Annotated in this window: 15 protein-coding genes; 10 read left to right on the top strand and 5 right to left on the bottom strand. The window is 60.2% G+C overall.

All coding sequences use genetic code 11. The features are described from left to right. Positions 1-239 precede the first annotated feature (239 nt). Together FJ404_15775 and FJ404_15770 are read left to right on the top strand one after the other, a co-directional pair. Positions 240-2378 carry a hypothetical protein gene (locus tag FJ404_15775; protein MBM3824320.1) on the top strand — a complete coding sequence of 713 codons (2139 nt, stop codon included), beginning with the start codon at positions 240-242 and terminating at the stop codon, positions 2376-2378. 735 nt (positions 2379-3113) lie between these two features. Next, positions 3114-3446 carry a hypothetical protein gene (locus tag FJ404_15770; GenBank protein MBM3824319.1) on the top strand — a complete coding sequence of 111 codons (333 nt, stop codon included), beginning with the start codon at positions 3114-3116 and terminating at the stop codon, positions 3444-3446. 34 nt (positions 3447-3480) lie between these two features. On the opposite strand, the gene FJ404_15765 is transcribed toward FJ404_15770, so the two are convergent. Next, positions 3481-4452 carry a sugar phosphate isomerase/epimerase gene (locus tag FJ404_15765; protein MBM3824318.1) on the bottom strand — a complete coding sequence of 324 codons (972 nt, stop codon included), beginning with the start codon at positions 4450-4452 and terminating at the stop codon, positions 3481-3483. Positions 4453-4562: 110 nt separating this feature from the next. Here FJ404_15765 and FJ404_15760 point away from each other — a divergent pair, with 110 nt between their 5' ends. The 6 genes from FJ404_15760 to FJ404_15735 all read left to right on the top strand — a co-directional run bounded on the left by FJ404_15760 (position 4563) and on the right by FJ404_15735 (position 13343). Then, on the top strand, positions 4563-5282 hold the full coding sequence (locus FJ404_15760) for a tetratricopeptide repeat protein (protein ID MBM3824317.1): 720 nt from the start codon (positions 4563-4565) through the stop codon (positions 5280-5282). Positions 5283-5444: 162 nt separating this feature from the next. After that, positions 5445-5933 (top strand): (deoxy)nucleoside triphosphate pyrophosphohydrolase, encoded by a 489-nt coding sequence (locus tag FJ404_15755; protein MBM3824316.1) that lies wholly within the window; start codon positions 5445-5447, stop codon positions 5931-5933. 176 nt (positions 5934-6109) lie between these two features. Next, positions 6110-7552: a sulfatase gene (locus FJ404_15750; protein ID MBM3824315.1), complete on the top strand. Its 1443-nt coding sequence runs from the start codon at positions 6110-6112 to the stop codon at positions 7550-7552. A gap of 522 nt (positions 7553-8074) precedes the next feature. Further along, the gene (locus FJ404_15745) at positions 8075-8665 is read left to right on the top strand and encodes a hypothetical protein (GenBank protein ID MBM3824314.1); all 591 of its coding nucleotides are present in this window, start codon (positions 8075-8077) and stop codon (positions 8663-8665) included. A gap of 98 nt (positions 8666-8763) precedes the next feature. Then, on the top strand, positions 8764-10050 hold the full coding sequence (locus tag FJ404_15740) for an SGNH/GDSL hydrolase family protein (GenBank protein MBM3824313.1): 1287 nt from the start codon (positions 8764-8766) through the stop codon (positions 10048-10050). Then, positions 10050-13343 (top strand): c-type cytochrome, encoded by a 3294-nt coding sequence (locus FJ404_15735; protein MBM3824312.1) that lies wholly within the window; start codon positions 10050-10052, stop codon positions 13341-13343. Before FJ404_15740 ends, FJ404_15735 begins: the two co-directional genes overlap by 1 nt. 24 nt (positions 13344-13367) lie before the next feature. Here the strand turns inward: FJ404_15735 and FJ404_15730 are convergent, their stop codons facing one another. Next, entirely contained in the window at positions 13368-17165 is a 3798-nt protein-coding gene (locus FJ404_15730; GenBank protein ID MBM3824311.1) for a hypothetical protein, read from the bottom strand. Between the two features lie 285 nt (positions 17166-17450). Between FJ404_15730 and FJ404_15725 the strand changes: the two genes are divergently transcribed. Beyond that, complete coding sequence (locus FJ404_15725) at positions 17451-17657, top strand: cold shock domain-containing protein (GenBank protein ID MBM3824310.1); 207 nt, start codon at positions 17451-17453, stop codon at positions 17655-17657. 6 nt (positions 17658-17663) lie between these two features. Continuing rightward, positions 17664-18833, top strand: coding sequence for a radical SAM family heme chaperone HemW (gene hemW, locus FJ404_15720; GenBank protein MBM3824309.1), 1170 nt, complete (start codon positions 17664-17666; stop codon positions 18831-18833). Between the two features lie 41 nt (positions 18834-18874). Here the strand turns inward: hemW and FJ404_15715 are convergent, their stop codons facing one another. From FJ404_15715 to FJ404_15705, 3 genes are all read right to left on the bottom strand, one after another. Continuing rightward, positions 18875-20659, bottom strand: a complete 1785-nt coding sequence (locus FJ404_15715; GenBank protein ID MBM3824308.1) for a hypothetical protein — start codon at positions 20657-20659, stop codon at positions 18875-18877. Positions 20660-20912: 253 nt separating this feature from the next. Beyond that, positions 20913-21143: a hypothetical protein gene (locus FJ404_15710; protein MBM3824307.1), complete on the bottom strand. Its 231-nt coding sequence runs from the start codon at positions 21141-21143 to the stop codon at positions 20913-20915. After that, a complete protein-coding gene (locus FJ404_15705; GenBank protein MBM3824306.1) occupies positions 21031-21864 on the bottom strand; it encodes a hypothetical protein in 834 nt (277 codons plus the stop codon). Before FJ404_15705 ends, FJ404_15710 begins: the two co-directional genes overlap by 113 nt. Positions 21865-22124: the final 260 nt, after the last annotated feature.

Below are 22124 nucleotides of genomic sequence, written 5' to 3'. Positions count from 1 at the left end.
CGCTGCAGGACGCCGCCATCCACCAGATGTGCATCCTCCTCACTGAAACAGAAACCGTCTTTCCGACCACCCAACTCCGTCTCATCTACCGCCAGGTCGGCTCATCCTGATTCCACCCCAGGTCAGGATGTCTGAGCCTGCGGCTAACGCCCAGTGTGGGAAAGAAAGGGAAAACCCGAATCACCATCACCGTCGCCGACCCCCAGAACCGGATAGGACTGTCGGCGTTCGATCTGACGGTGACAGGACCCAACGAGCCTCCCTCGATTTCGTTCGAAGCCCCCTTGCTCGTGGTAAACCCCGGAGGCACCGCCCGGACCCTTGTTCGCTTGGATGATGCCGAAACGCCTGAGGCCCAGCTCCGGCTGGCCTGGGATCCGGTCCAGTCGAGCCTCCTGCCCAACACTCGAGTTGAATTGGGAACCTCGATTGATGGGCGCTGGGTTCAAGTCTTGACTCCTGCGGGCTTGATCGGAACCAACCGCGTCTGGATCCAAGCCCAAGATCCGGAGGGACTGGTCCGTCGCGCGGAGCTGGTCGTGGTTTCACTCTCCAACACCATGCCTTCCATCGCTCCGATTCCCAACCAGGACGTCTCGGAAGGAGATATCCTCATCGTGCCCCTTCTGGTGAAAGACTCGGAGTTTCCACAACTTCTTCGGGTGACGTGGTCCGCGTCGCAACCTCGTTTCGCGCCTTCGGATAAACCCATCGTCGAGACGGCCGAGCGCGGACGGGAACTCGTCCTCACCGCGCTTCGCGGCCAACTGGGGGAGGCTCGCGTCAGCGTCGAGGTCACAGATGCGCACGGGGCAAGTGTTCGAACTTCCTTCGTGGTTCAAATCCTTCCGGCCAATGCGCCGCCCGAAATCTCCGGTTTCAAAGACGTGGTGATGCGCGAGGATGAAACCCTGGTCATTCCAGAGTTCAATGTGGCCGATGTGGATGGACCTTTCGAATCGTTGACTCTTTCGGCTGCCGCCGCCGACGCCTCTCTCGTCGCGCCCCATGGATTCAAATTCGGGGGGACCGGATTCTTTCGCAGCCTCAAGATCGAACCCCTGCCCGATGCCCACGGAACGACACCGGTCACGATCACGGTTCGGGACCGCAGCAAATCAGCTTCCGCCACTTTCCTCCTGACCATCACCCCGGTCAACGACCCGCCGAATCTGGGGCCTGTTGCAGCTCAGTCCCTCATGGCCGGCGAACCGCATCCACCGATCCCGCTGGAGGTCCGAGATATCGATTCCGACTCGAGCCGGCTCTCGTTCAAGGCCACCTCATCCAATCCACTCGTTCTCGACGGTGCCCGGGTTCGCGTCGAAGGAACCAGTGGTCAATTCCAACTCGACCTCAGTTTAGCGGCGAGAGCAGTCGGATCGAGCAAAGTCACCCTGCGCGTCGAAGACGAGGGAGGCGGATTCGCCGACTCCACTTTCGACGTTGAGGTTCGTCCCCGGCCGGTGGTCCAACCGGAAATTCGTTGGATCCAGCCCGCGACCGAACAAACACTGACGGAGTCATCCTCTTTGGTCTTGTCAGTCGAGAGCACCACTCCCAACGGCCCGCTGCGGAGCGTGGAATTCTTTCACAACGGGGTATTGTTGGCGAACGTGGACGCCCCGCCGTTTCAAACCACCGTGACGCGGCTGGCCGAAGGCAAGCATGAGTTTGCGGCACGAGCGATCGACGCGGTGACGAACAGTGTCCGCGTGCCGGCCCCGCTCGTGGTGGTCAAGCCTTCCGCCCTCCCGCATGACACATTCGAACTTCGCAAACCGTTGTCGGGCGCATCCGCGATCGATCGAGCGGCCAACCGCATCGCCTCCCGTCAAGCTGGAGAACCCTCGCACGCCGGTCGACCCGGCGGCAAATCGATCTGGTGGACCTGGACCGCGAGTGTCACCGGCCCGGTGACCCTGAACACTCAAGGCAGCGATGTGGACACGCTGCTTGCGGTGTACCGGGGACAAAGCCTTGGCGAACTTCAACCCGTTGCCGCCAACGATGACGATGACTCTGGCCTCGCTGGCTCTTCCAGCCGCGTCACGTTTCAAGCCCGGGCGGGGGAAACGTTTGCCATCGCGGTGGACGCGTTCGGGGGTGAGCTCGGCAACTATGTGATTTCACTTTCCTCGTCCGAACCGCCAGGGCCTCCGTTGGCCATCGAGCTCTCCGGACGGAGCATTGTCCTTTCCTGGACGGGCCCGGAAGCCGAACTCGTCCTGGAGTACTCCGACAGCCTTTCCGGCTCGCCTTGGATTCCAGTTTCCCAGCCTTCCATCGCGAGCGAGAACGGAAGGCTCATGAAACTCGCACTTTCGGGATCGAACCGTTTCTATCGGCTGCGCAAGGTGATTCCCGGCTCGCCGTGATCGCAGGTCCAGAAGGCGACGTGCAACCGCGGATTGCCGGTGATGCGCGGCCGTGGTTACCGTGAATTCCGAAGTGGTCTGTTGTGTGGCGCTGGCTGCCCAGCCTGCTGTATTGCCGACTGCCAGTCGGCCTGGCGGGTGAAGAACGAGGCCCTTCCATGCTCTCCACGCGCCTGGTTCCCTTCGTCGCCCCGCAGGCTGGGCAGCCTGCGAAACAGCAGACAGGGCTGTCTGCGTTACCACGACAACCCGGTCACCGACAACCTCTGGTTGCGTGCCCCTGGTTGGGTCGGTGCATCCCGATGTTGCCGCTGATGCAGGTAGGGCGCGTCCGTCCCGGCGCGCCGCCGGAGCGTGATGTTTTGCATCCCGTGGGCGGCGGGCTGGGACAGGCCCGCCCTACCAACAACATCGGAATACACGGTGGTTGGGTGGGTTGATGAAGGTGTTGACAACCCGGTGATTCATTGATTAGCTCTGCCGCAGTTGAGTTGCGGTGTTATGAATTACATTACCTCTCAATCGAAAACGATGCTGGTCCAGCGCATGTGCGCGGTCATGGCCCGCTGGCATCGCGTAGCCCCGGGCCACGGCACTGTGGGAGGTCACTGCTAATCTCAAATTGATTTAACAGTTCCTATCGAAACCCACGGTTGCCAAAGCAACCGTGGGTTTCGTGTTTTTAGGGCCTGTTTGAACCCTATGAGTCGACAAAAATATCCCTGGTTGATTGTCATGAAACCCCATCCCGAATCCCGAGACCTCGAGGAAAGGACGTTGCCCGCGAGCGTGGCGAATCCGCTGCTCTTCCGGGACATCGAACCCACCGAATTCGAGAAATTGAAGGCATCCTTGCTGCGCGAAGCCATCCGGCTTTTCGGCGACACACGCCTGCTCGCCGTGCTGCGACGGGCAGCCAACGAAGCGGAGGCCCTGGCCTGGACAACGCCCTACCCCGCCCTGTTCTATCCCGAGCTGTTCATGGAACTGGCGCGGGCGAGCAGGTCGCGAGCAGCGCGCCAGGAGTCGGTCCATCGCCGCAGCCGGTTCCTCGCCGTGGCGCGATAACCGGCACGCGATGAGAAATCACATTTCGGGCAAACTATAATCGAAACGCTTTGCGAAGCATCGAGATGCTCTTCGGCACGGCGCGGTCCGGATCTTCCTTACCTTCCATTTCCAAGGAAACATAGCCGGAGTAATTCGCCGCGGCCAGGATGCGGGCGATGCGGCGGTAGTCGAGGTCCAGGGTGTACCATTCGCCGCCGCCGTAGTAGGTCTTGGCCTGCACAAACACAGTCTTCGGCGCGATCATCTCCAGTTTGCCATAAGGGTCATCGAGAAAATTACCGGTGTCCATCAGACCCCCGAGCCACGGAGACTGAACCATGCCCAGCGCCTTGAGCAGTCCTTCCGGAGTGCGCGTGAGTCCCCAGTGATTTTCCAAGGCCAAGATGACGCCGTAACGCGCCGCGGCCTCAAGGCATTGCTGGATGCAATCCATGCACCATTTGAACCCGTCGTCCTCGCTGTAACCCGGAATGATGGGTTCAACTCCCCGGGCCTTCATCAGGTCGTCAAAGGAAGCGATGGTGTTCCAGCGTCCGGAATTGAGCCGGATGCAAGGCACGCCCAGTTCGGAAGCGATTTCGATGCATTTGATGGTGTGGGCAACCTGCTGCCGACGAAAGTCAGCACTCGGATCGACAAAATCCTGGTGGATCGAAAGGCAGACGAGGTTCACGCCATGCCGAAAGGCGTGCCGTTTCAGGCGGCGCAGGTAGGCGCGATGGTCTTCGGTAAGCGGATCCTTCTCGGGTATATCCATTTGCCGGTGCAGCACATCGACGGCGGGAACACCCAGAGCAGCGGCCTTTTCGATGACGGTTTCCACCGGCACTTTGGCGGTCTTGAAATGCCAGTAAGAATAGGTGGAGATGGCCAGTTGGATTCGGGAAACGCGAGCCGGTGTGGCAGCGGCTTGGAGGGCGCCGGATGCCGGGCCAGAGAGACCGGCGGCGGTGGCCAAGGTGGAAGCGGCGAGGAACGAGCGCCGGTTGGAAGCGGAGTTCATAATGGGGGTTGAGGGGATCTTGCGGAGCGCATGCTGCCTGAGCCGGAACCGAGGCTCAACGATTTCTCGCTTGCGTTTTCGGAGGTCGAATTGATGATGCCGCCCTTTCTATGAACTCGGCTCCGGCAGAATCGACCGCAGATATTGATTTTTTGGCTTGGTTGGAAGTCAACAAGCAGCGCCTGATTTATGGCGTGGGTGGCGCCATCGTGGTGGGCTTCGGGCTTTGGAGTTTCCTGACCATGAAGGCCCAAAAGGAGAACGTGGCCAGTGCCGAACTGCTTAAGATTCAGATGGCCTCGAGCATGGCCGAACAGCCCACCTCGCCCCCGGCCTCGGTCTACAGCGAATTCATGAAGAAGCACGCTGGCACGCGCGCCGCGGAAAGAGCAATGCTGCTGGCGGCGGACGCGGCTTTTACCGAACAGAAATTCGCCGAGGCCCAGAACTTGTTTGAACAATTCCGGAAAGACTATCCGTCCAGCCCCCTCGTCGGCCAGGCGGCCTACGGCGTCGGGGCCTCTTTGGAAGCGCAGAAGAAGACCGCCGAAGCAACCGCGGTTTACCAGGACGTGGTGACACGTTTTGCGGGCACGAGTCTGGCCGGGCAAACCAAGCTCTCCCTGGCCCGCATGCATGAAGCCTCGAACAAGCCTCAGGAGGCCTTGAAGCTCTACGAAGAATTGAGCTCGGGCACGTCGTTTTCCAGCTGGACCAGCGAAGCGGCCGCCAAAAAGGACGCTTTGCTTGCCAAGCACCCTGAACTGGTTTCTTTGAAACCCGCGACGAATGCCGCCCCCACCGAGATCAAGGCGGGTCCCGAGAAATAGCGATAGCGCCGGGAAACTTGAACATTTCCCTGATTGGAAATCATACTCCCCATGCCTTCCTTGCGGCACGGTTGACCTCGCGAGGGCACCGAGTGGAATGGCTGGCCGCTCCGGGTGAAATCCCCAACACCGATCTAAAAAGTTGGCCCCAGGAAAGGAAGACTGGCCGCATCCCGGAATCGTGGCGTGAATGAAGGGATTGGCGATCCGACGGCCTCCTCGACCCCAGCCTTCATCGAGGTCTCCGCGGCCTTGATCCTAGGGACGGAAGGTCTGCTGATCACACGCCGTCCGCGAGGGAGCCATCTGGCGGGCTTGTGGGAATTCCCCGGGGGAAAACGCGAGAAGGGCGAAACCTTCGCGCAGGGTCTCGTTCGCGAGATTGAGGAAGAGCTTGGAGTCGAGATCGAAGTGGAACCTTGGGCTTACGCGGAGATCGAGCATCGGTATCCGGAAAAGCACGTGCATCTCAAGTTCTTCCGGGCTCGCATTCGATCCGGAATTCCCCGCTTGCTGGGTTGCGATGAAATCGCGTGGGCCGGAAAATCGGAATTGAGCTCCTATTCGTTCCCGGCGGCGGATACGGCATTGCTGGCCCAGCTCGAACGAGACATTTCCTTTTGGATTGCGAGGGACGCACGGGAGGGCTGAAATCGAGGCGCCTTCGCGGCTCGATTCTCCCCATGAACTCTCACTCCATCCTCGTTATCGTGCTCCTGCTCGTGGTGCTGGGCGTGATCAGGCAGCAAGGGTTTGCCTGTCGGCGCCCCGAATGGATTCGCCCGTTTACATGGATCCGCTTGTTTTGGATCGCCTCTTTCCTCGCGATGGAGTGCGGTCCGTGGGCCACAACCGCCACCCGTCCGAACGTTTTGTTCATCCTTTGCGACGATCTTCGTCCTGACGCCCTCGGTTGTTACGGATCGAAGCACGTGCGCACTCCGAACATCGACGCCTTGGCGCGCGCGGGCGTTCGTTTCGCCAACGCTTTTTGCACGACCTCGCTCTGTTCCCCCAGCCGGGCGAGCCTTCTGACCGGCGTGTATGCGCATCGTCATGGCGTTCGGGACAACTTCACGGAACTGCCCGCCTCCCTTCCCCATTGGCCGGCTCGCTTGAGGGATCAGGGTTACACCACCGCCTACCTCGGGAAGTGGCATATGGGTGAAACGAACGACGCGCCCCGGCCTGGATTCGATTGGTTTGTCACCCACAAGGGCCAGGGAAAGTACTTCGACACCGAATGGAACATCAACGGACACCGCCGCGAAACGGCCCCCGGCTACTACACTCACGTGGTGACCGATTACGCGCTGGACTGGCTCAAGAAACGTGAACCCGGCAAGCCCTGGGCGCTCTGCGTTGGACACAAAGCACCTCATTCCTTCTACCTTCCCGAGCCCAAGTACAGCAACCACTTCGCCCAAGTCGCGGTCCGGTATCCGGCCAGTGCGTTTGCATTGGAGGACAAGCCGGACTGGATCAAACAGCGGCTCAACACGTGGCATGGCATCTACGGGCCGCTTTTCGAATGGCGAAAAACGTTCCCGGATGCGCGCCCGGAGGCAGTGAAAGATTTCGCCAACATGGTGCGAGCGTATTGGGGCACCGTATTGAGCGTGGATGACAGCGTGGGCCGCCTGGTCGCGCACTTGCGGGAAAGCGGGCAGTTTGAGAACACGATCATCGTTTTCATGGGCGATAATGGCCTTCTCGAGGGCGAACACGGCATGGTGGACAAGCGAACCATGCATGAGGCGAGCATCCGGATACCCATCATCGCGCGCGGCCCCGGTCTGCCTTCCGGGAAAGTGGTCCAAGGCCAGGTCCTGGCCATGGACACGGCTCCGAGCCTGCTCGACTTGTGTGGCGCATCCCCTCTCGTTGGCATCCAGGGCAGGTCGTGGCGCAAACTGGCGGCGGGAAAAGATCCCGCGTGGAGGAAAGCCTGGTTTTATGAATACAATTACGAGAAGCAGTTTCCTTACACTCCTAACGTCCGCGGAATCCGGACCGACGCATGGAAGTATATTCGGTATCCGCACGGCGATGGTTCACCCGACCGCCATCGTGACGAACTGTACCACATGAAATCCGACCCCGGGGAAAGCCGCAATCTGGCCGGCATCAAGAAGTACGATCGAGTCCGGGCTTCCCTGCGCTCTCAACTCGGCTCATTGCTGGCCCAGGAGGGCTTGACTCCGGAGACGGACCGCATGCCGATCGACCAAGGTGTGAAAAGCGAACTGCCGGATCAAAAGATCCGATAGCCCTCCCGACTATCTTGAGGGTCAAGTGACTCACCGTTACGCACCCCGGCCCGGCGGAGTGTTCTTGCTTAGAACGGCCATTGCCCTTCATGAAACTTCGCAAGGTCCAGGCGATAAAGCCTTTCCAAATCACTCACCAGAGCCATCACGGATAGGCCTCGTTCTTCGTCGCGTTTATCTCAATGGGCCACGGAATCGGCGATGCCCACGGCGACGGAATCCCGCCTTCAATCCCAAAGGGATTGTGTCCTTCAGCCCAAGGTTGCGAGGAACGAGCTACCTTGGGTTGCCGTTTGGAAATGAATTCAACCGCAACGCGGTTGTGGCTTAACCCCGCGAAACGGAAATAGGATTTCGTCACAACCCCGTTGGGGTTGGTTTCCTTTTGCGAACCATGACCCAAGGTAGCTCGTTCCTCGCAACCTTGGGCTTCGGGACGGAATCCCGTTGGGATTCCTGGCGCGTCGAAGGACAGCCCAGTCGCGCTCCGGGGCAAAGTGAGAACGGCTGATTTGTCATTCTGTGTCGTTGCAAATGGCAAGGTGCCGGGTTACGAAACGGGGCGTGCCCACGGTTGCCGAACAACTCCGCGCCGCGCGTGAGGCTCGGAAGTGGACCGTTTACGAGGTCGCCGAAGCGACGAAAATCAAAACGGAACACGTCCGCGCGCTCGACGAAGGAAATTATCACGCTTTCACCGCCCCGGTGTATATTCGCGGGTTTGTCCGAACCTACGCCACGCACCTGAAGCTGGAGGTGAAAGCGATCATGGCTCAACTGGACGCGGAACTGGCGCAGACCGAGGAATTTCGCGATCCGCCGAGTTTGACAGGCCGTCCGAAGGGGCCGCTCGATTTCCTCACATTTCAATTCTCGAGAGTGCCGTGGGGGATCGTGGCTCCGGTCGCGATATTGCTGCTCTTGATCACGCTGGCGGTTCTGGGACTCCAGGCCTGGAAGCGGAAACAAGCGCAGGATCCCCTCGCGGGACTCGGGCCGGGCATCTACCAACCGGTCTCGAATGCTCCTCCAGCAGTGGACGTGTTGCCCATTCCCACCGCTCAGCAATTACCCGCCCAAACTCAGCCCGGAACCACCCCCGGGCGCCGTTAAGCCGTCCTGAGTCGAGTCAGGCACTTCCCGGACAGGCCAGACCACCCGCGCCCCCCCTTATGAAGATGCCCTTCCCGATCAAGATTCGAAGAGCCGCCATGGCTGTGTCCGTGGTGTGTGGGCTATCCCTCGCCTGGAGCCAGGCCTTCGAGAAGAAACCGGACGACCCGGCCTTCGAACGATATGGAAAAGTGCCCGCCGCCCCAATACCGGCAAGTTTGGTGCTCAAGAAAGGAGACCGTTTGGCTATTTGCGGGGACTCGATCACCGAGCAGCGGATGTATTCGCGCGTGATCGAGACCTACCTCACCGCTTGCCGGCCTGAATTGGATGTGACGGTGCGGCAGTACGGCTGGAGCGGTGAACGGGCGCCGGGTTTTCTGGCCCGGATGACCAATGATTGCCTGAGGTTCAAGCCCACCGTCGCCACCACCTGTTACGGGATGAACGACCATGAGTATCGCGTGTTCGAGGAGTCCATCGGAACCAAGTATCGCGAGAGTGCCAGGCAGATCCTGCAAGCTTTCCGAACCGCGGGAACTCGCGTCATCTGGGGTTCACCCGGCTGCGTCGGATTGAAACCGTCCTGGTCAAAAGCCAAAGACGCCACCGTGGACGATTTGAACGAGAACCTCTTCCGATTGCGCAACGCGGGCCTCGAACTCGCCCACGCCGAAAAAGCGGGGTTTGCCGACGTGTTCTGGCCCATGCTCACGCTGAGTCACCATGCCCGCAAGGATTACGGAACCCATTACGCCCTGGCCGGCCAGGACGGCGTGCACCCGGATTGGGCGGGCCAAGCCGTCATGGCCACCGCGTTTCTAAGATCCATGGGCCTGGCGGGGGAACTCGGCCGCATCGATCTCGATCTCAGCACAGGACGAACGGAAACGAGTCAGGGTCACGCCGTGAAGAATTTCGATCAAGGGATTCTTCGGATGCGCAGCACGCGGTACCCTTTTTGCGCCACGGGACCAAGGGACAAGGACCATTCCTTGCGCGGCGGCTTGCTTCTCGCGGGGTTTTTCGAAGATTTGAACCGGTTCGTTTTGCGTGTCCGGGGAGCCAAGGAGGAATCGTATCGCGTGACGTGGGGACCCGAGACGCGGACGTACAAGGCTTCCGAACTGGAAGCCGGTGTGAACCTTGCGCTCGATTTCGAAGTGAACCCCTTTTCCGAGGCGTTTGGCCGAGTCGATTCCGCCGTGGCCGCCAAGCAAGAGTACGAGACACGGCAGATCAAACAGCTCTTCCACGGACCCGAGGGCCGGGCCGACATGGAGGCCACCGTCGAGTTCACGGAAAGAATCCGAACTCCCCTGGCCCACCGCATTCGCAAGGCGATGGCACCGGTGGAGCATACCCTCTTGATTCATCCGAAGTGATGAGCGTGGCATCCGGCATTCGAACAGCGACGGGCTTGGCGGTGTTGTTGTTTTCTTTTGGCTCCGTCGCCGAAACGGTTTTGATCGAAGCGGAAGGTCTCCGAATCGAAAAGGGCTTCAAGGTCCAGAGGGTGGCGGATGATCCTCTCGTGCCCGACGCCAGCGCGATGACCCTCGACGGCCACGGGCGTCCGGTCGTCGCGGGTGCCGGCTACATCAAGCGACTGGAGGATCGCGATGCCGACGGCCAATACGAGACCGCCGAAATCCTCGCCCGCACTCGCGGAAGTGCGATGGGATTGAACTTTGAAGGGCACGACTTGCTCGCGGTGGTGGATGGCGGCCTTTGGCGGTATCGGGACACGAACGCGGACGGAAAACCGGATGGAGCGCCCACTCAACTCATGCCCCTGCGCATGGGCGAACACGGGGCTCACGCGATCCGGAAAGGACCCGACGGAGCCTGGTATTTGCTCGGAGGCAACGAAGCGGGATTCTCCACCCTTCCGGCGTTGCACACCTCCTCATGGGTCCGCAATCCCGTGGCCGGCGCTCTGCTCCGCCTGGGCCGCGATTTCCAGCGCGTCACGGTCGAGGCTCACGGTTTTCGCAATCCTTACGATTTCGATTTTCTCGAGCAGGGAGCGGTGATGACTTGGGACAGCGATTGCGAGCGCGATTTCGCGCTCCCTTGGTACGTCCCGACGCGGGTTTATACCCTCGCGTGGGGCCAGCATCACGGATGGCAACTGGGAGGGCACGAGCGCACCTGGGCTCGCCCGAGCTATGAGGAGGACGCCGTTCAACCCCTGTATTGGATGGGCCGAGGATCTCCGACTGGAGTGGCGGCGTATCGGCACCGCCTTTTTTCTGAGGCTTACCGAAACGGGGTGTTCGCCCTCGACTGGACCTTCGGGAAGGTTTGGTTTTGTCCGAGTGACGGATCCGAAGCGCGAGTCTTCCTGGAACCGGCGGGAGCCAATGGATTTGCTCCGACGGACGTGGAAGTAACCCCGGACGGCTCTCTCCTGATTTCCATCGGAGGAAGGAGAACCCGGGGCGGGATCTACCGCATACAACCTGAACGGAGCGAAAGCGCGCCAGGCGTCCAGAGTCATCCGCCGGCCACACTCGATGAAATCTTGAGCGCTCCGCAACCGTTGGAAGCATGGTCTCGCCGAGGTTGGGAACCCGCAGCCAGACGCCTGGGGGCGGCGGAGTTTGTCCGGGCTGTCGAGGAATCGAAACGAGACGCGAGGGCAAAAATTCGTGCCATCGAAATCCTGGCTGACGTCTTCGAAGGCCGCGAGGTCGAGGTTTTCAGAAAGGTGGCCGTCGATTTGGAAACGCCACCGAGCGTTCGCGCGCGCGCCGTATGGGCCTTGGGATTCAACGAGAACACAAGCGTGCTCGACACCTTGACCCACGCCTTCGCAGACCCCTCCGTCGAAGTGCGGCGAACGGCCTGTGAGAGCGCAGCCAGGCTGCTGGGTGCCGGCCTCGCGGCCAGCCCCGCCTTACTCCAGAAATGGACCGCATTAGTCAATGACGTCAAAGGTGTCCGCCGCGCGGCGCGACTGGTCTCCTCGCGACTATCGAATGACGCATGGACATCGACCGCGAAGCCGCCCCTTCAGGCCACGTCCGGGACTCACGTGGCCCTGGCTTGGGCGGCTTTGGAACGAGGGGATACGAACATCGCCCAGGCGGTGCAAGCAGCCCTGACGTGCCTCGAAGATCAACGAAGCCGTGCGGACCATGGACGAGCACTTCGGCTCCTGATTCGTTCTTGGGGTGATTGGAATCTGGCCAAGCCCTCCGTCGAACTGTTTACAGCTTATGAGTTCCCAGGAGGTGTTCCCCAGGATTCCGCGGCCAGAGCCAGGGCGGGCCGGGCCGCCGTGCGTATTTTGGAGCAAGCCCCGTCCGGACATGACAACGCTCGTGAAGCTGCCCGGCTGCTCGCGATGATCATGGATGATCAGGAGGCAGCGCCCCGGGCGGTCCTGGCTCGCTTGACGCCGCGCAGCACGCCCCAGGATGATTTTCATTTTCTGACGGCGCTGGCCCGGCTTCGAGGAAGCTGGCCGTCGAATGGAATTTCTCAAGCAGTGTCCGCCATGCTCGGCATGGACCGAAAATGGCAAGGCATCTCCCAGCGACCCAAACAGGTTTGGAGTTCACGCCTGAGAGAACTCGCGGCTCAGTTCGCCGCGAAGCATCCTTCTTTTTCGACCGAACTCTTGAATCATGCCGATTTTCCACGCCCCGCCCACGTGGACTTGGTCCGGGTTTCCTTTCCGCGCATTCGCGAGGCGCGTCTCGCAGCCCGGGCGTTCTTCGATGCCGCCAAGACGGATCCAGCCTTTCCCTGGACACCACCTCTCGTGGAAATGTTGTCCATCCTCCCCCCCTCCGACGCCTTTCCCCTGTTGCGCTCGCGCTGGAATGATCCGGTGGTGGGGGAGGAAATCTTCCAAACGCTGGCGATTCGTCCGCACGATGAGGATCGCGCGCGATTCGTGTCGAAACTGAGCTCGACCCATCTCGCCACGCTCAAACTTGCGGTGGAAGCTCTCTCGCGCTGTTCCACGGCGTCGGAGCCCGCGACCCTGCTTCCTTTGTTGCGTTTGCTCAAGCGCTCCCAAACCGAACCGGAACTGGTGGCGCTGCGGCCGCGGGTTGCCTTGGCCGCCCAGAGGCAAAGCGGCCAGGCTTTTGGATGGGACGGAGTACGGGAGGCCAGTGGGCAACCGGCGGCACTGTATCAGCCGATTTTCGACTGGTTTGAGACCGCTTTTCCAGGGGCCTGGAAAGCATGGGAGCAGCAACAAGCCGCCCCGCGAGCGAATTGGAATGAACGGCTCCGCGAACTCCCCAAACACGTGGGCAACGCTTCGCGCGGATCGAAGATTTTCCAAGAGCGCGCTTGCGCCGCGTGCCATGAAGGCGCGTCTTCGATCGGACCGCCCCTGGCGGGGGCGACCCGCCGCCTCTCGATGGAAGCGATGCTCGAATCGTTGTTCGAGCCCGATCGCGTGGTGGCTCCCGCTTACCAAACCTATTGGGTGAAACCTCGCCGCGGAGATCCCGTGCTCGGTCAAGTCGCCTTCGAGTCCGCCGACGGCGTGATCCTGATCGAAGGCCCTGGAAAAACCCGGCGCATCGATCAGTCGGACATGGAATCCAAGACGCCTTCTTCAAAATCCTTGATGCCCTCCGGACTGCTCGATGGTCTCTCAGCCTCCGATCTGGCCGATTTGCTGGCTTACTTGGCCAGCCTTGAACCTTGATCCGGCCAAAATCCTCATCCGAGGTCATCGGGGCACCGTCGGAAGCACATCTCCTCGCCCTGACACATCCACGGTGACCTCGCGTGTTCCGGGAGAAAGCGAAGTCCAGGTTTCTTTCCCGCCGGGCCAGCGGATCGAAAGTCCAGTGGGATCGCGAGGAGACGCGAGGATGAGGGTCGCGCTGTCCTGGGACAAACAACCTGACCCGGCATGCACTCCGCGAGCCGGCCCCAGTTTACCCCCGAAATCCAGACGCAGGCATGCTCCGATGCCCAGCGGATTACCCGCGGGACCGGAAAGTCGAACGCGAAATCCCGGCCGACCACGGCGATTGGCCACGAGTTGAGTGAGACCACGATACCGAGTGATGGCAAGATCGGGTCGATGATCCCGGTTGAAATCGGCAACCGCCGCGGCGCGCTGGTTTCCACCAAGCCAATGTTGGGGAGCGAGCAAGGTGGCCGTCTCGAAGCCACCCATTCCATTGCCTTTCATCCACAGCGTTGGCGACCTCAGTCGCGTTTCCACGTCGGAAGCAACTTCCCGCTCTCCCGGACACAGCACCGCATCTTCCTGCCCGTCGCCGTCGAAGTCCGCCACCGCAATCCCGTGAATGCCATGCCATTGAGCTTCATCGGGAAGCCGGGAAACACGCCAAAGCCCGGATTGATTCATCCAGACCAAAGAGGAGAGCGTATTCACACCAAGCCGGCGGCCGGGATGTGCGAGGGACTTGAGTATCGTGTCCGTTGAAGCCTGGGCGAAGGCCCGGTGCGAGGGGAAAAGCTCCTGCAATCGGGGGATCTGGACCCCTAACTCTGCCAACCCTCGAATCGGCTCCGATTGACCCGACACCGGGTTGAACGCAGCTTCAAAATGCGACACCGAGCCCAGTCCATTCCATTCACCGAAGTGAAGAGCAACTCCCTGGCGTGGTGGGACGCGCATTTCTGTGTTCTCGCCCGCATTCCCGGCCAGCAAGTCGAGCCTTCCGTCGCCATTGAAATCCCCTGCCGCCACCACATTCCACCATCCGCGATGAGCACCGAATCCCCACTCGTCCGTCATCTCCCGAAACACACCTCGCTCATTGAGGAACACCCTGATGGGCCCCCATTCGCACGCCACCACCAGTTCGGGCCAGCCATCCTGAGTCAGGTCCGCCAGGAGTGATGAGGTGACAAGGCCGATCTCATTGAGCAGGCGCTGATTCTTCTCGTCGCGAACCCATTGGCCTGAGCGCCGAAGGAACAAAGCGGAGGCAGCCGAAAGCGGATAACGCTCCAGCAACGATCGGCCCCCCGCGAAAAGATCGAGTTCCCCGTCCCCATTGACATCCCCCGCCGACAGGGATCCAACGGGTCCGGCCAGGGTCGAAAAAGAATCCAAGAACTTCCTTTCGGGCCAGACGAATTCCTGCACGGCCGGTCCGGCGGATTCGACCACATGATGGGCGTATCCCGAAAGGAGCGTGTCTCCCGTTTCACGCCGGAGCAGCAAGACACCGGTCATGGCTCGAGCCTGCAATCGCGAAAAAAATGCTTCCGGCGAAACCATAAACCCACCCCGGCCATCGGAAAGCAACGCGCTCGGAGCCCCTCCCCGACCAGATCCGAGAATCAAATCGTCCCAACCGTCTCGATTCAGATCAAACCAGCAGGCAGCGGGACCGAGTTCATCCAGTCGGGCAGGATCATTCGAGGCCATCGAAGCGCCTGGGGACGACGCGTCCTGATGAACGTGTCGAACAGGGGTCTTGAAAGGCTCAAAGAACGCGGATTCGGTTGACGTCTGAAGGCCGGGTCGGGTCACGGAAGATGGCATTGGCGGCTCCGCGATGCGGTAGCGGTGGTTGGCGCGGACACCCTCGAATTCCGAGATCGACCCGCCCGGCCACCGCACCTTCAGTCGGGAGGATCGGGCTGACTCCGAAACCGCGAAAACCACCAGATGATCCGAGCCAGACAGATATCGTCCGCCCGACACCACCTCCGCCATTTGCAACGGGGCACCCTCCTGCTGAAACATCACTTGAGCCCCGATCGCAAACGCATTCCCCGTTCGACCCGAGAGTTCAATGGCCACGCGGGGGGCCGGGCTTTCATTGCGAAAAATCCTGGCGGCACTGTTCAAGGTGTTGACAACCAAATCTTGATCGCCGTCCCCATCAAGGTCGCCCAAAGCCATGCCGTGATGCACCGCGGGACTGTGTGTGCCCCATGCCGCAGTCACTTCCTCAAAGCGAAATGCCCCCAAATTGCGAAAGGCAACGATGGGCATCGCCAGAGGAGGATAACGCCTCTGGTCTTCCACCCTGCGCTGGGTGTAGGCGGCCTGTTGCTGGGTCCGATCTCGCAATGCGCGCCATTCCGGAGGGCGGCGGTCGATCTCCGCATTGGCGTCCAGATCCTGCACATCCGCGATGTGCCCGGCGGAAATCAGCAAATCGGGACGACCGTCCAGATCAACATCGCAAAACTGAGGCTGCCAAGACCAATCGGACGCCGCGACGCCAGCAAACCACGCCAATTCATCAAATCCCCCGTCGGAGCGCCCGCGGAACAAGGTGTTGCGAACCCGCTGGCCCGCGGGCGCCAAGCCGGTCTCGGCGATGGCTGGATCAATGCTCACCGGCATAGAACGCTTCCGACGTGCCGGATCGCGGCTAAGCATGTCCACCACGAACGCATCGAAGCGTCCGTCCCCATCGACGTCGGCAAAATCGACCCCCATCGAATTGGCACTCGTCAAGGGAATCATCCACGGTGGAGCGGCCCGAAACGATCCTCGACCATCGTTCAACCAGAATCGGTCGGGAGTCCAATAGTCGTTGCAAACATAAAGATCCGGAAAACCGTCGCCATTGACGTCCCTGAAAGTCGCCGACAATCCCCAATCACGCGGGCGATCGGAAAGCGGCTGCCCCGAGGAGTCCAGGAACGCCGCGGCTCGAGGCGGCACTCCCGCAGAAGCGGCGCCTCTTTCGACAACCCAGGGAACACTCTCAAAATGTCCGCGACCGTCGTTGAGCAGGAGCTGGTCGGGCTCGCCCCTCTCGAACACCCGCTCTCGCGAAACGAGAAAGCGATCCCGCAAACCAGGGGGAACCACCAGTTTCCCATCCACCCGATGCAGCTCCACGCTCGGTTGATCGCGCACATCCTCGCCACGATAACAGGTGACGTACACATCCAGGGTTCCATTCCCATCGACATCCGCCAAAGCCAGCGTCATCGCACCGGAAGCGGAATGGATCCGCCGGGGATTGCCCGACCCGGCGAATCCACCTCGGCCGTCATTGGTCCACAACAGAACTCCCCGGCCCGTGGCCGTGGCGAGCAGGTCGAGCCAGCCGTCCGCATTGATATCCGCAAAAACGGCCCCCCGATAAAGCCCCCCCTCAAGACGCAATCCGGACGACTCATTGGCTCGCGCGAAACGAAAACCGCCAAGATTCCTGAACAACCCGCTGGTGGTTTCTAAGCCGCAGAGGAAAACATCGGTTCGACCGTCGCGATCGTAATCCCCCAAAGCCACGCCCGATCCATCAACCAGCACCCGATTCCTCGCTCCGGCGAGCTCGGAAAGCGTGTTGGTAAAGGTCACCCCCGTTTCCGCCGGGCTGAGCAACGAAAACCCGGGTGACCCTCCGGACGCCACCGCCAGAGGGAAAGATTCGAGTCCTTTGCTGTCGCCTGGAGTAGCACCGAATCCGTCGATCCAGCCCACCGATCCAGCCAGCAGCATCCCCCAAGCGGATATCCATGCGCTAAAACGTTGGCGCACGCGGATCGGACAACCATGGGAAAGCACGGACAGCATGATGGGGAAGGTTAACCCGCTGGCGGCAATGAAAATCTTTCGTTTTTGAGGTCAAGGTTCGTGACGCAGCTCGAATGGAAACCCTCGACCTGGATACCGCCTTCAGATGGATCGACCGTGACCGCGGATCACGATCACGAGTAGAGCCAAACTAATTCTTGACGTAAGGGCACGCTTGGAGGGTAAATCCCCTCATCCTCTTTGGCGCGACCGGTGTGCTTCATGGCTGGATTGCGTTCGCGAGGCAACCAACTCAATGCGTGGCACAGCCTGTAAGGATTATCTATGGCTAGTGGAAAAGTTAAGTGGTTCGACAATAAGAAGGGTTTTGGCTTCATCATCCAGGAAGGCGGTCAGGATATCTTCGTTCACCATACGGCCATTCAAGGCCAGGGCTTCAAGACATTGCTGGAAGGCGAAATGGTGAATTTCGAGATCATTGAAGGCGACAAGGGACTCAAAGCGCAGAACGTTCAGCGCAGCCAGGCGTAATCCGGAGTGACGCTCCCGCACTCCAGCGTGGACAGTCTGTACGTCCACGTCCCCTTCTGCTCGCGGAAATGCGAGTATTGCGCCTTTTATTCGGAGCCCACCCGCGGCGCCGACATGACACGCTATGTGTCGTGTCTCGAAGTGGAACTGGAAAAACGCGCCCTCCGATTCGGCAAAGGCACCGTTTTCTTCGGAGGAGGCACCCCTTCCCTGCTTCCCACCAGCGAATGGCAACGCTTGCTGGAGAAGATGCAGGCCCTCGATCTCTTGGGCGCTCGCGAGTGGACCATCGAATGCAATCCCGCAACGGTGTCCCTGGAAAAAGCCAGGCTGTGGCGCGAATTTGGCATCAACCGGATCTCCATGGGCGTGCAATCCCTCCACGAAGCCCTCCTCGACCGGCTTGGGCGGGTCCACAGCCGGGAAATGGTCTTCCGCTCCTTCGAAACCCTGCGGCAAGCGGGTTTCGACAATATCAACGTCGATCTCATGTTCGCCATTCCCGGCCAGACCATGGAGATTTGGAAAGCCACTCTGCATGAGGCGATCTCCCTGGGCAGCGAACATTTGTCCTCCTACGAAGTAACCTTCGAAGAGGATACTCCGTTGTATGACCAGATGATGGCGGGCGAAATTGATGTGAACGAAGAACTCGCCTGCGAGATGTACGAGGCCCTGATCGACCTCTCCGGCCAAGCCGGATTCACGCAATACGAAGTGTCCAACTTTGCCCGCGGCCTCTGGGATGAAACGGAAGCCCTCCCCTCCCGGGCCTGCCGGCATAATGTGAATTACTGGCGGGGAGGATTCTGGCACGGACTCGGACCCAGCGCGTCAGGCTACATGGACGGCACGCGCACTCGCAATTGGGCGAGCACGCAGCTCTACTGCGCCTTGATCGAACAAGGCCAGGACGCGGTGGAAAACCGCGAAAGTTTGCCGGCCAAAGCGCGCGCCGGAGAAATCGCCGCCATCGGCCTGCGCATGAATGAAGGCTGGGATTTTCAACGATTCAAGGATGTGACCGGACTCGAACTCCGCGAGGAATGGGCCGAGGACATCGCCTCCCTCGAACGCGATCACCTCGGGGAACGCGACGAATCTGGCTTTCGATTGACTCGCCGGGGGTTGCGTTTCGCAGATCTCGCAGCAGAACGATTCATCCGGTCATCCTGATCGCGTTCCAGGCAGGGAGAGCAGAGAAAATGGCCCCGCGATCAAGTCGGCGGCAGAGAGACGCCAGCGAACCTTGCCAAGCTGCGGGTGACTTCCTGGACTTCCGGCCCGAGGTGTTCCGGGGCGAGCGCCTCGGCCAAGGAACGGTCGGAGAACTGACCGTGGTGCTGACCTTGGAGCCACCGCTTGATTCCGGGCAGGACCATTTCCTTGGCGTCGGCCAGGGCGACGCGTTCATTGGCCCAATGGGCTTGCAAGTATTCCCTTGCCTTGCGTGAGAGCGTGGCGGCGTCCCAGTGTTCACCAAGCTTGCGCCTGCGTTCGTCAAAGGCCTTGACCAAGCGGTCATTGGCGACGTCCTTGGACTGCTCCATGAGTCGTTCCAGTTCCGCGCGCAAGGCAACCTCGTCCAGTGTCATCTGGCTCTGCGGCTTGTGCATGACGCGGACGATGCCTTCCGGGTCCAGCAGATAATTCTTGATCTCCACCCGCCGCCAAACATGCCATTGGATATGGGTGGCCGGCAACCCCGCCAGGAGCGAGGGGTGGTCCGGGTGGTAATCGCGGTCGGCGACGACGAACAGTTCGAGTGCGGCCCCTTGGACGGCGATCATCTGCTGGAGCTGGTGACGAAGCCGATCCATGTCCTGTTTCCAAGGATTGCCGCGAGCGTAGCAAACGGCCAGGCGACGTTGCATTTCAGACCAAGCTTCAGGGGGGAGGCATTTCTCGCAGAAGATGGAGAGCAACTCCCAGTCGGACTGGTTCTCGACCACCAGCACCCGGCGATAGGCCTGGATGGTGGCCAGTTGCGTCGGGTCGAGCGAGCCGAGATTGTCGAGCGTGTCATAGACATCAAAGGCCAGTTCGAGCCGCTTGGCGCCTGCATCCTCAATGGAAAGAATGTTGGAGGGGTCGATGCGCGTGATCATCTCGCGCGAGTGCGTAGCAAATAAAATCTGACGCCCGTCGGCGACCAGTCGTTGAAGTTCGGAAAGGAGCGCGTGCTGCAACGACCCATCGAGATGGGCGTCAGGCTCGTCGAACAGGACGATGGTCGGCTGGCGCAGATGAATGAATCCAAAGAGATAAACGAACTGCTGAAATCCGCTGCCGGCCATGAATACATCAAACTCCTTCGGGCGACCTTTCTCCAAATAGGTGAAGGAAATATACCGATCGTTTGCCTCATCGAACTCGATGTTGATTTCGGCGAGGTTCGGGAAAATGCGTCGAAGGACTTCGAGCAGAAGATGTTGACGATTGTCCTTCTTGAGGTTGAGCAACAAGTTGCATACGACACTGTTGACGCGCCCGCGAGCCAGAGCGTCCTCAATGACCGCCGGCGTTTTGCGCTCTTCCTGGGTGAGAAAAGTGGAAAAGACCGGCAGGTAGGAGATGCGCAACTGGCGAAGGGCATCGAGCGTTTCGGGCGAGTCGTTTGAGCAGTCCAGCGATACACCGAAACGATTGTAGGTCAGATCAATGGAGACCGTCGCTTCGAGCTCGTTTTCAAAAAGGACCTGAATCTTGATGATTCTGTGCTTGCTGGCGGCCTGCGTCTTTCGATTGGTCCAGAGGTCAACCGGATTCGCACAGGGGATGACGTAAAAGTCTTCCGGGGAAATGGAACGGCTTTTGATTTCAAGGCCGCCGTTCTTTCCACTGAGGCAGTGGTGAACTCCAAAATCAAACAAAGCAAGAGCCTGAAGCAGGGTGGTTTTGCCGCTATTGTTTGGCCCAACCAGGCAGTCAAGGGGTTTCAATTCTGCTTCAAGCAGTTCCCACCGCTTGAAGTTTTCAATATGAACTTTTCTAATCAACATAGACCACCTAAAATAACCCTAGCCGCGACACCAGCTCGCTTCCATTCCTTTTTCGCGAAGGTGTGGAGCCTCCGTGTGGAGTAGGCGGAGCCGACGGATTGAAAGGCGCGAGGGCCAATGACCGTCGGACTCCGCCCCTCATCGAACCGGACAGGCGGTTTTCCCGCATCCGGCTCTCCGAGGGTCATTCATCGTGTGGCCTTCAACGATTCGGCCTCCGCGCGGCCGCTCCCGGCATGCGGTAGAGGTGGAATCACTCATGGAGAACTTCAGCGGTATAGGTGGACCACAATGCAAAGGAGCGTCCGTGTTTGCGCCACAGCCATCGCTGCAGTCGTCCGCAGACGGCCCGATCCACCGTGCTCATCATCCTATTGCTGTTGCCGTAGTGAAAATATCCCGCCCAGCCCTTGAGTGTCCGATTCAGCTCCGTGATGACTTCCTCGACAGTCCGCCACAGCCCTCCCGCGATTGAGTTTCTCACGCAGTCCGTCCCGGAGTTTCTTCAGGCTTTTGGGATGGGCTTCCACGTGCGGGTAATGCCGCCCGCTTCGCCCTCGTCGCCAGGTCAGTGCAAACCCGACGAACTTGATCCCCTCCTGCCGGATATCCACCAGGCGGGTCTTCTTCTCGTTGAGCACCAGTCCCCGTCGATCCAGCCACCGTTTGAGCCTTTCCATCAGTCCTTGACCCTGCCCGGGCTGGCTCAGGATCACGAAGTCGTCCGCGTATCGCACCATCACAGGCTTGAGTTCGCAACGTTCGTTGACTTCCCAGTCCAGCGCGTTGAGGTAGGCATTAGCCAGCAGAGGTGAAATCACGCCTCCTTGCGGGGCACCGCATGAGTTTGCGCCATTTCCTCCTCCGCCGCCTTGGCCTCCTGCCGCGGGTTCCACGGTCGGTGCCCGCAGCCAGCCTTTGATCAGTTTCAGAATGCCTCCGTCACTGACCCGTCTGGCCACGATCCTCAGCAACTTCCCATGGGGAATGCTATCGAAGTAGCCGCTCAGGTCCGCATTAATCACTTCAACGCGTCCCCGCAGCATTCCCTTTCGAATCGCCTCCATCGCCTGATGTGCCCCACGTTTGGGGCGATACGCATAGCTGTTCGGATGACTGTCAGCTTCCAGAATCGGCAGCAGCATCAGCGCCACCGCCGTCTGGACCACTCGATCTTTCACCGTCGGGATACCCAGTGGCCTCATCTTCCCGTCGCCTTTGGGGATCTACACCCTTCGTACCGGACTGGGCCGATAGCTCTTGGTGCGCAACTCTTCCAGCAACCCGTCCCGCCACTGGTCCCATGCTTCGTCGCTTTTGAGATAGACTTCACAGGTATGTCCATCCACCCCAGCCGCGCCGTTGTTGTGCGCCACGGAGCTCATCGCCGTTTCCAGCAAGTCCTTCCGCAGCAGTTCTCCATAGAGGCTGTAGAACCGGTATTTCGGCTCAGCCTTGGCTTTGC

Source organism: Verrucomicrobiota bacterium, assembly GCA_016871495.1.
GTDB lineage: Bacteria > Verrucomicrobiota > Verrucomicrobiia > Limisphaerales > VHDF01 > VHDF01.
The sequence above is the reverse complement of the archived record's forward strand: the minus strand, read 5'-3'. Positions and strand labels throughout refer to the sequence as shown.

Coding starts and splice junctions, on each gene's coding strand:
- FJ404_15765 (MBM3824318.1), bottom strand. CDS start 4,452: ATGAACTCCGCTTCCAACCGGCGCTCGTTCCTCGCCGCTTCCACCTTG.
- FJ404_15730 (MBM3824311.1), bottom strand. CDS start 17,165: ATGCTGTCCGTGCTTTCCCATGGTTGTCCGATCCGCGTGCGCCAACGT.
- FJ404_15705 (MBM3824306.1), bottom strand. CDS start 21,864: ATGAGGCCACTGGGTATCCCGACGGTGAAAGATCGAGTGGTCCAGACG.
- FJ404_15715 (MBM3824308.1), bottom strand. CDS start 20,659: ATGTTGATTAGAAAAGTTCATATTGAAAACTTCAAGCGGTGGGAACTG.
- FJ404_15725 (MBM3824310.1), top strand. CDS start 17,451: ATGGCTAGTGGAAAAGTTAAGTGGTTCGACAATAAGAAGGGTTTTGGC.
- FJ404_15750 (MBM3824315.1), top strand. CDS start 6,110: ATGGAGTGCGGTCCGTGGGCCACAACCGCCACCCGTCCGAACGTTTTG.
- FJ404_15770 (MBM3824319.1), top strand. CDS start 3,114: ATGAAACCCCATCCCGAATCCCGAGACCTCGAGGAAAGGACGTTGCCC.
- FJ404_15740 (MBM3824313.1), top strand. CDS start 8,764: ATGGCTGTGTCCGTGGTGTGTGGGCTATCCCTCGCCTGGAGCCAGGCC.
- FJ404_15760 (MBM3824317.1), top strand. CDS start 4,563: ATGAACTCGGCTCCGGCAGAATCGACCGCAGATATTGATTTTTTGGCT.
- FJ404_15735 (MBM3824312.1), top strand. CDS start 10,050: ATGAGCGTGGCATCCGGCATTCGAACAGCGACGGGCTTGGCGGTGTTG.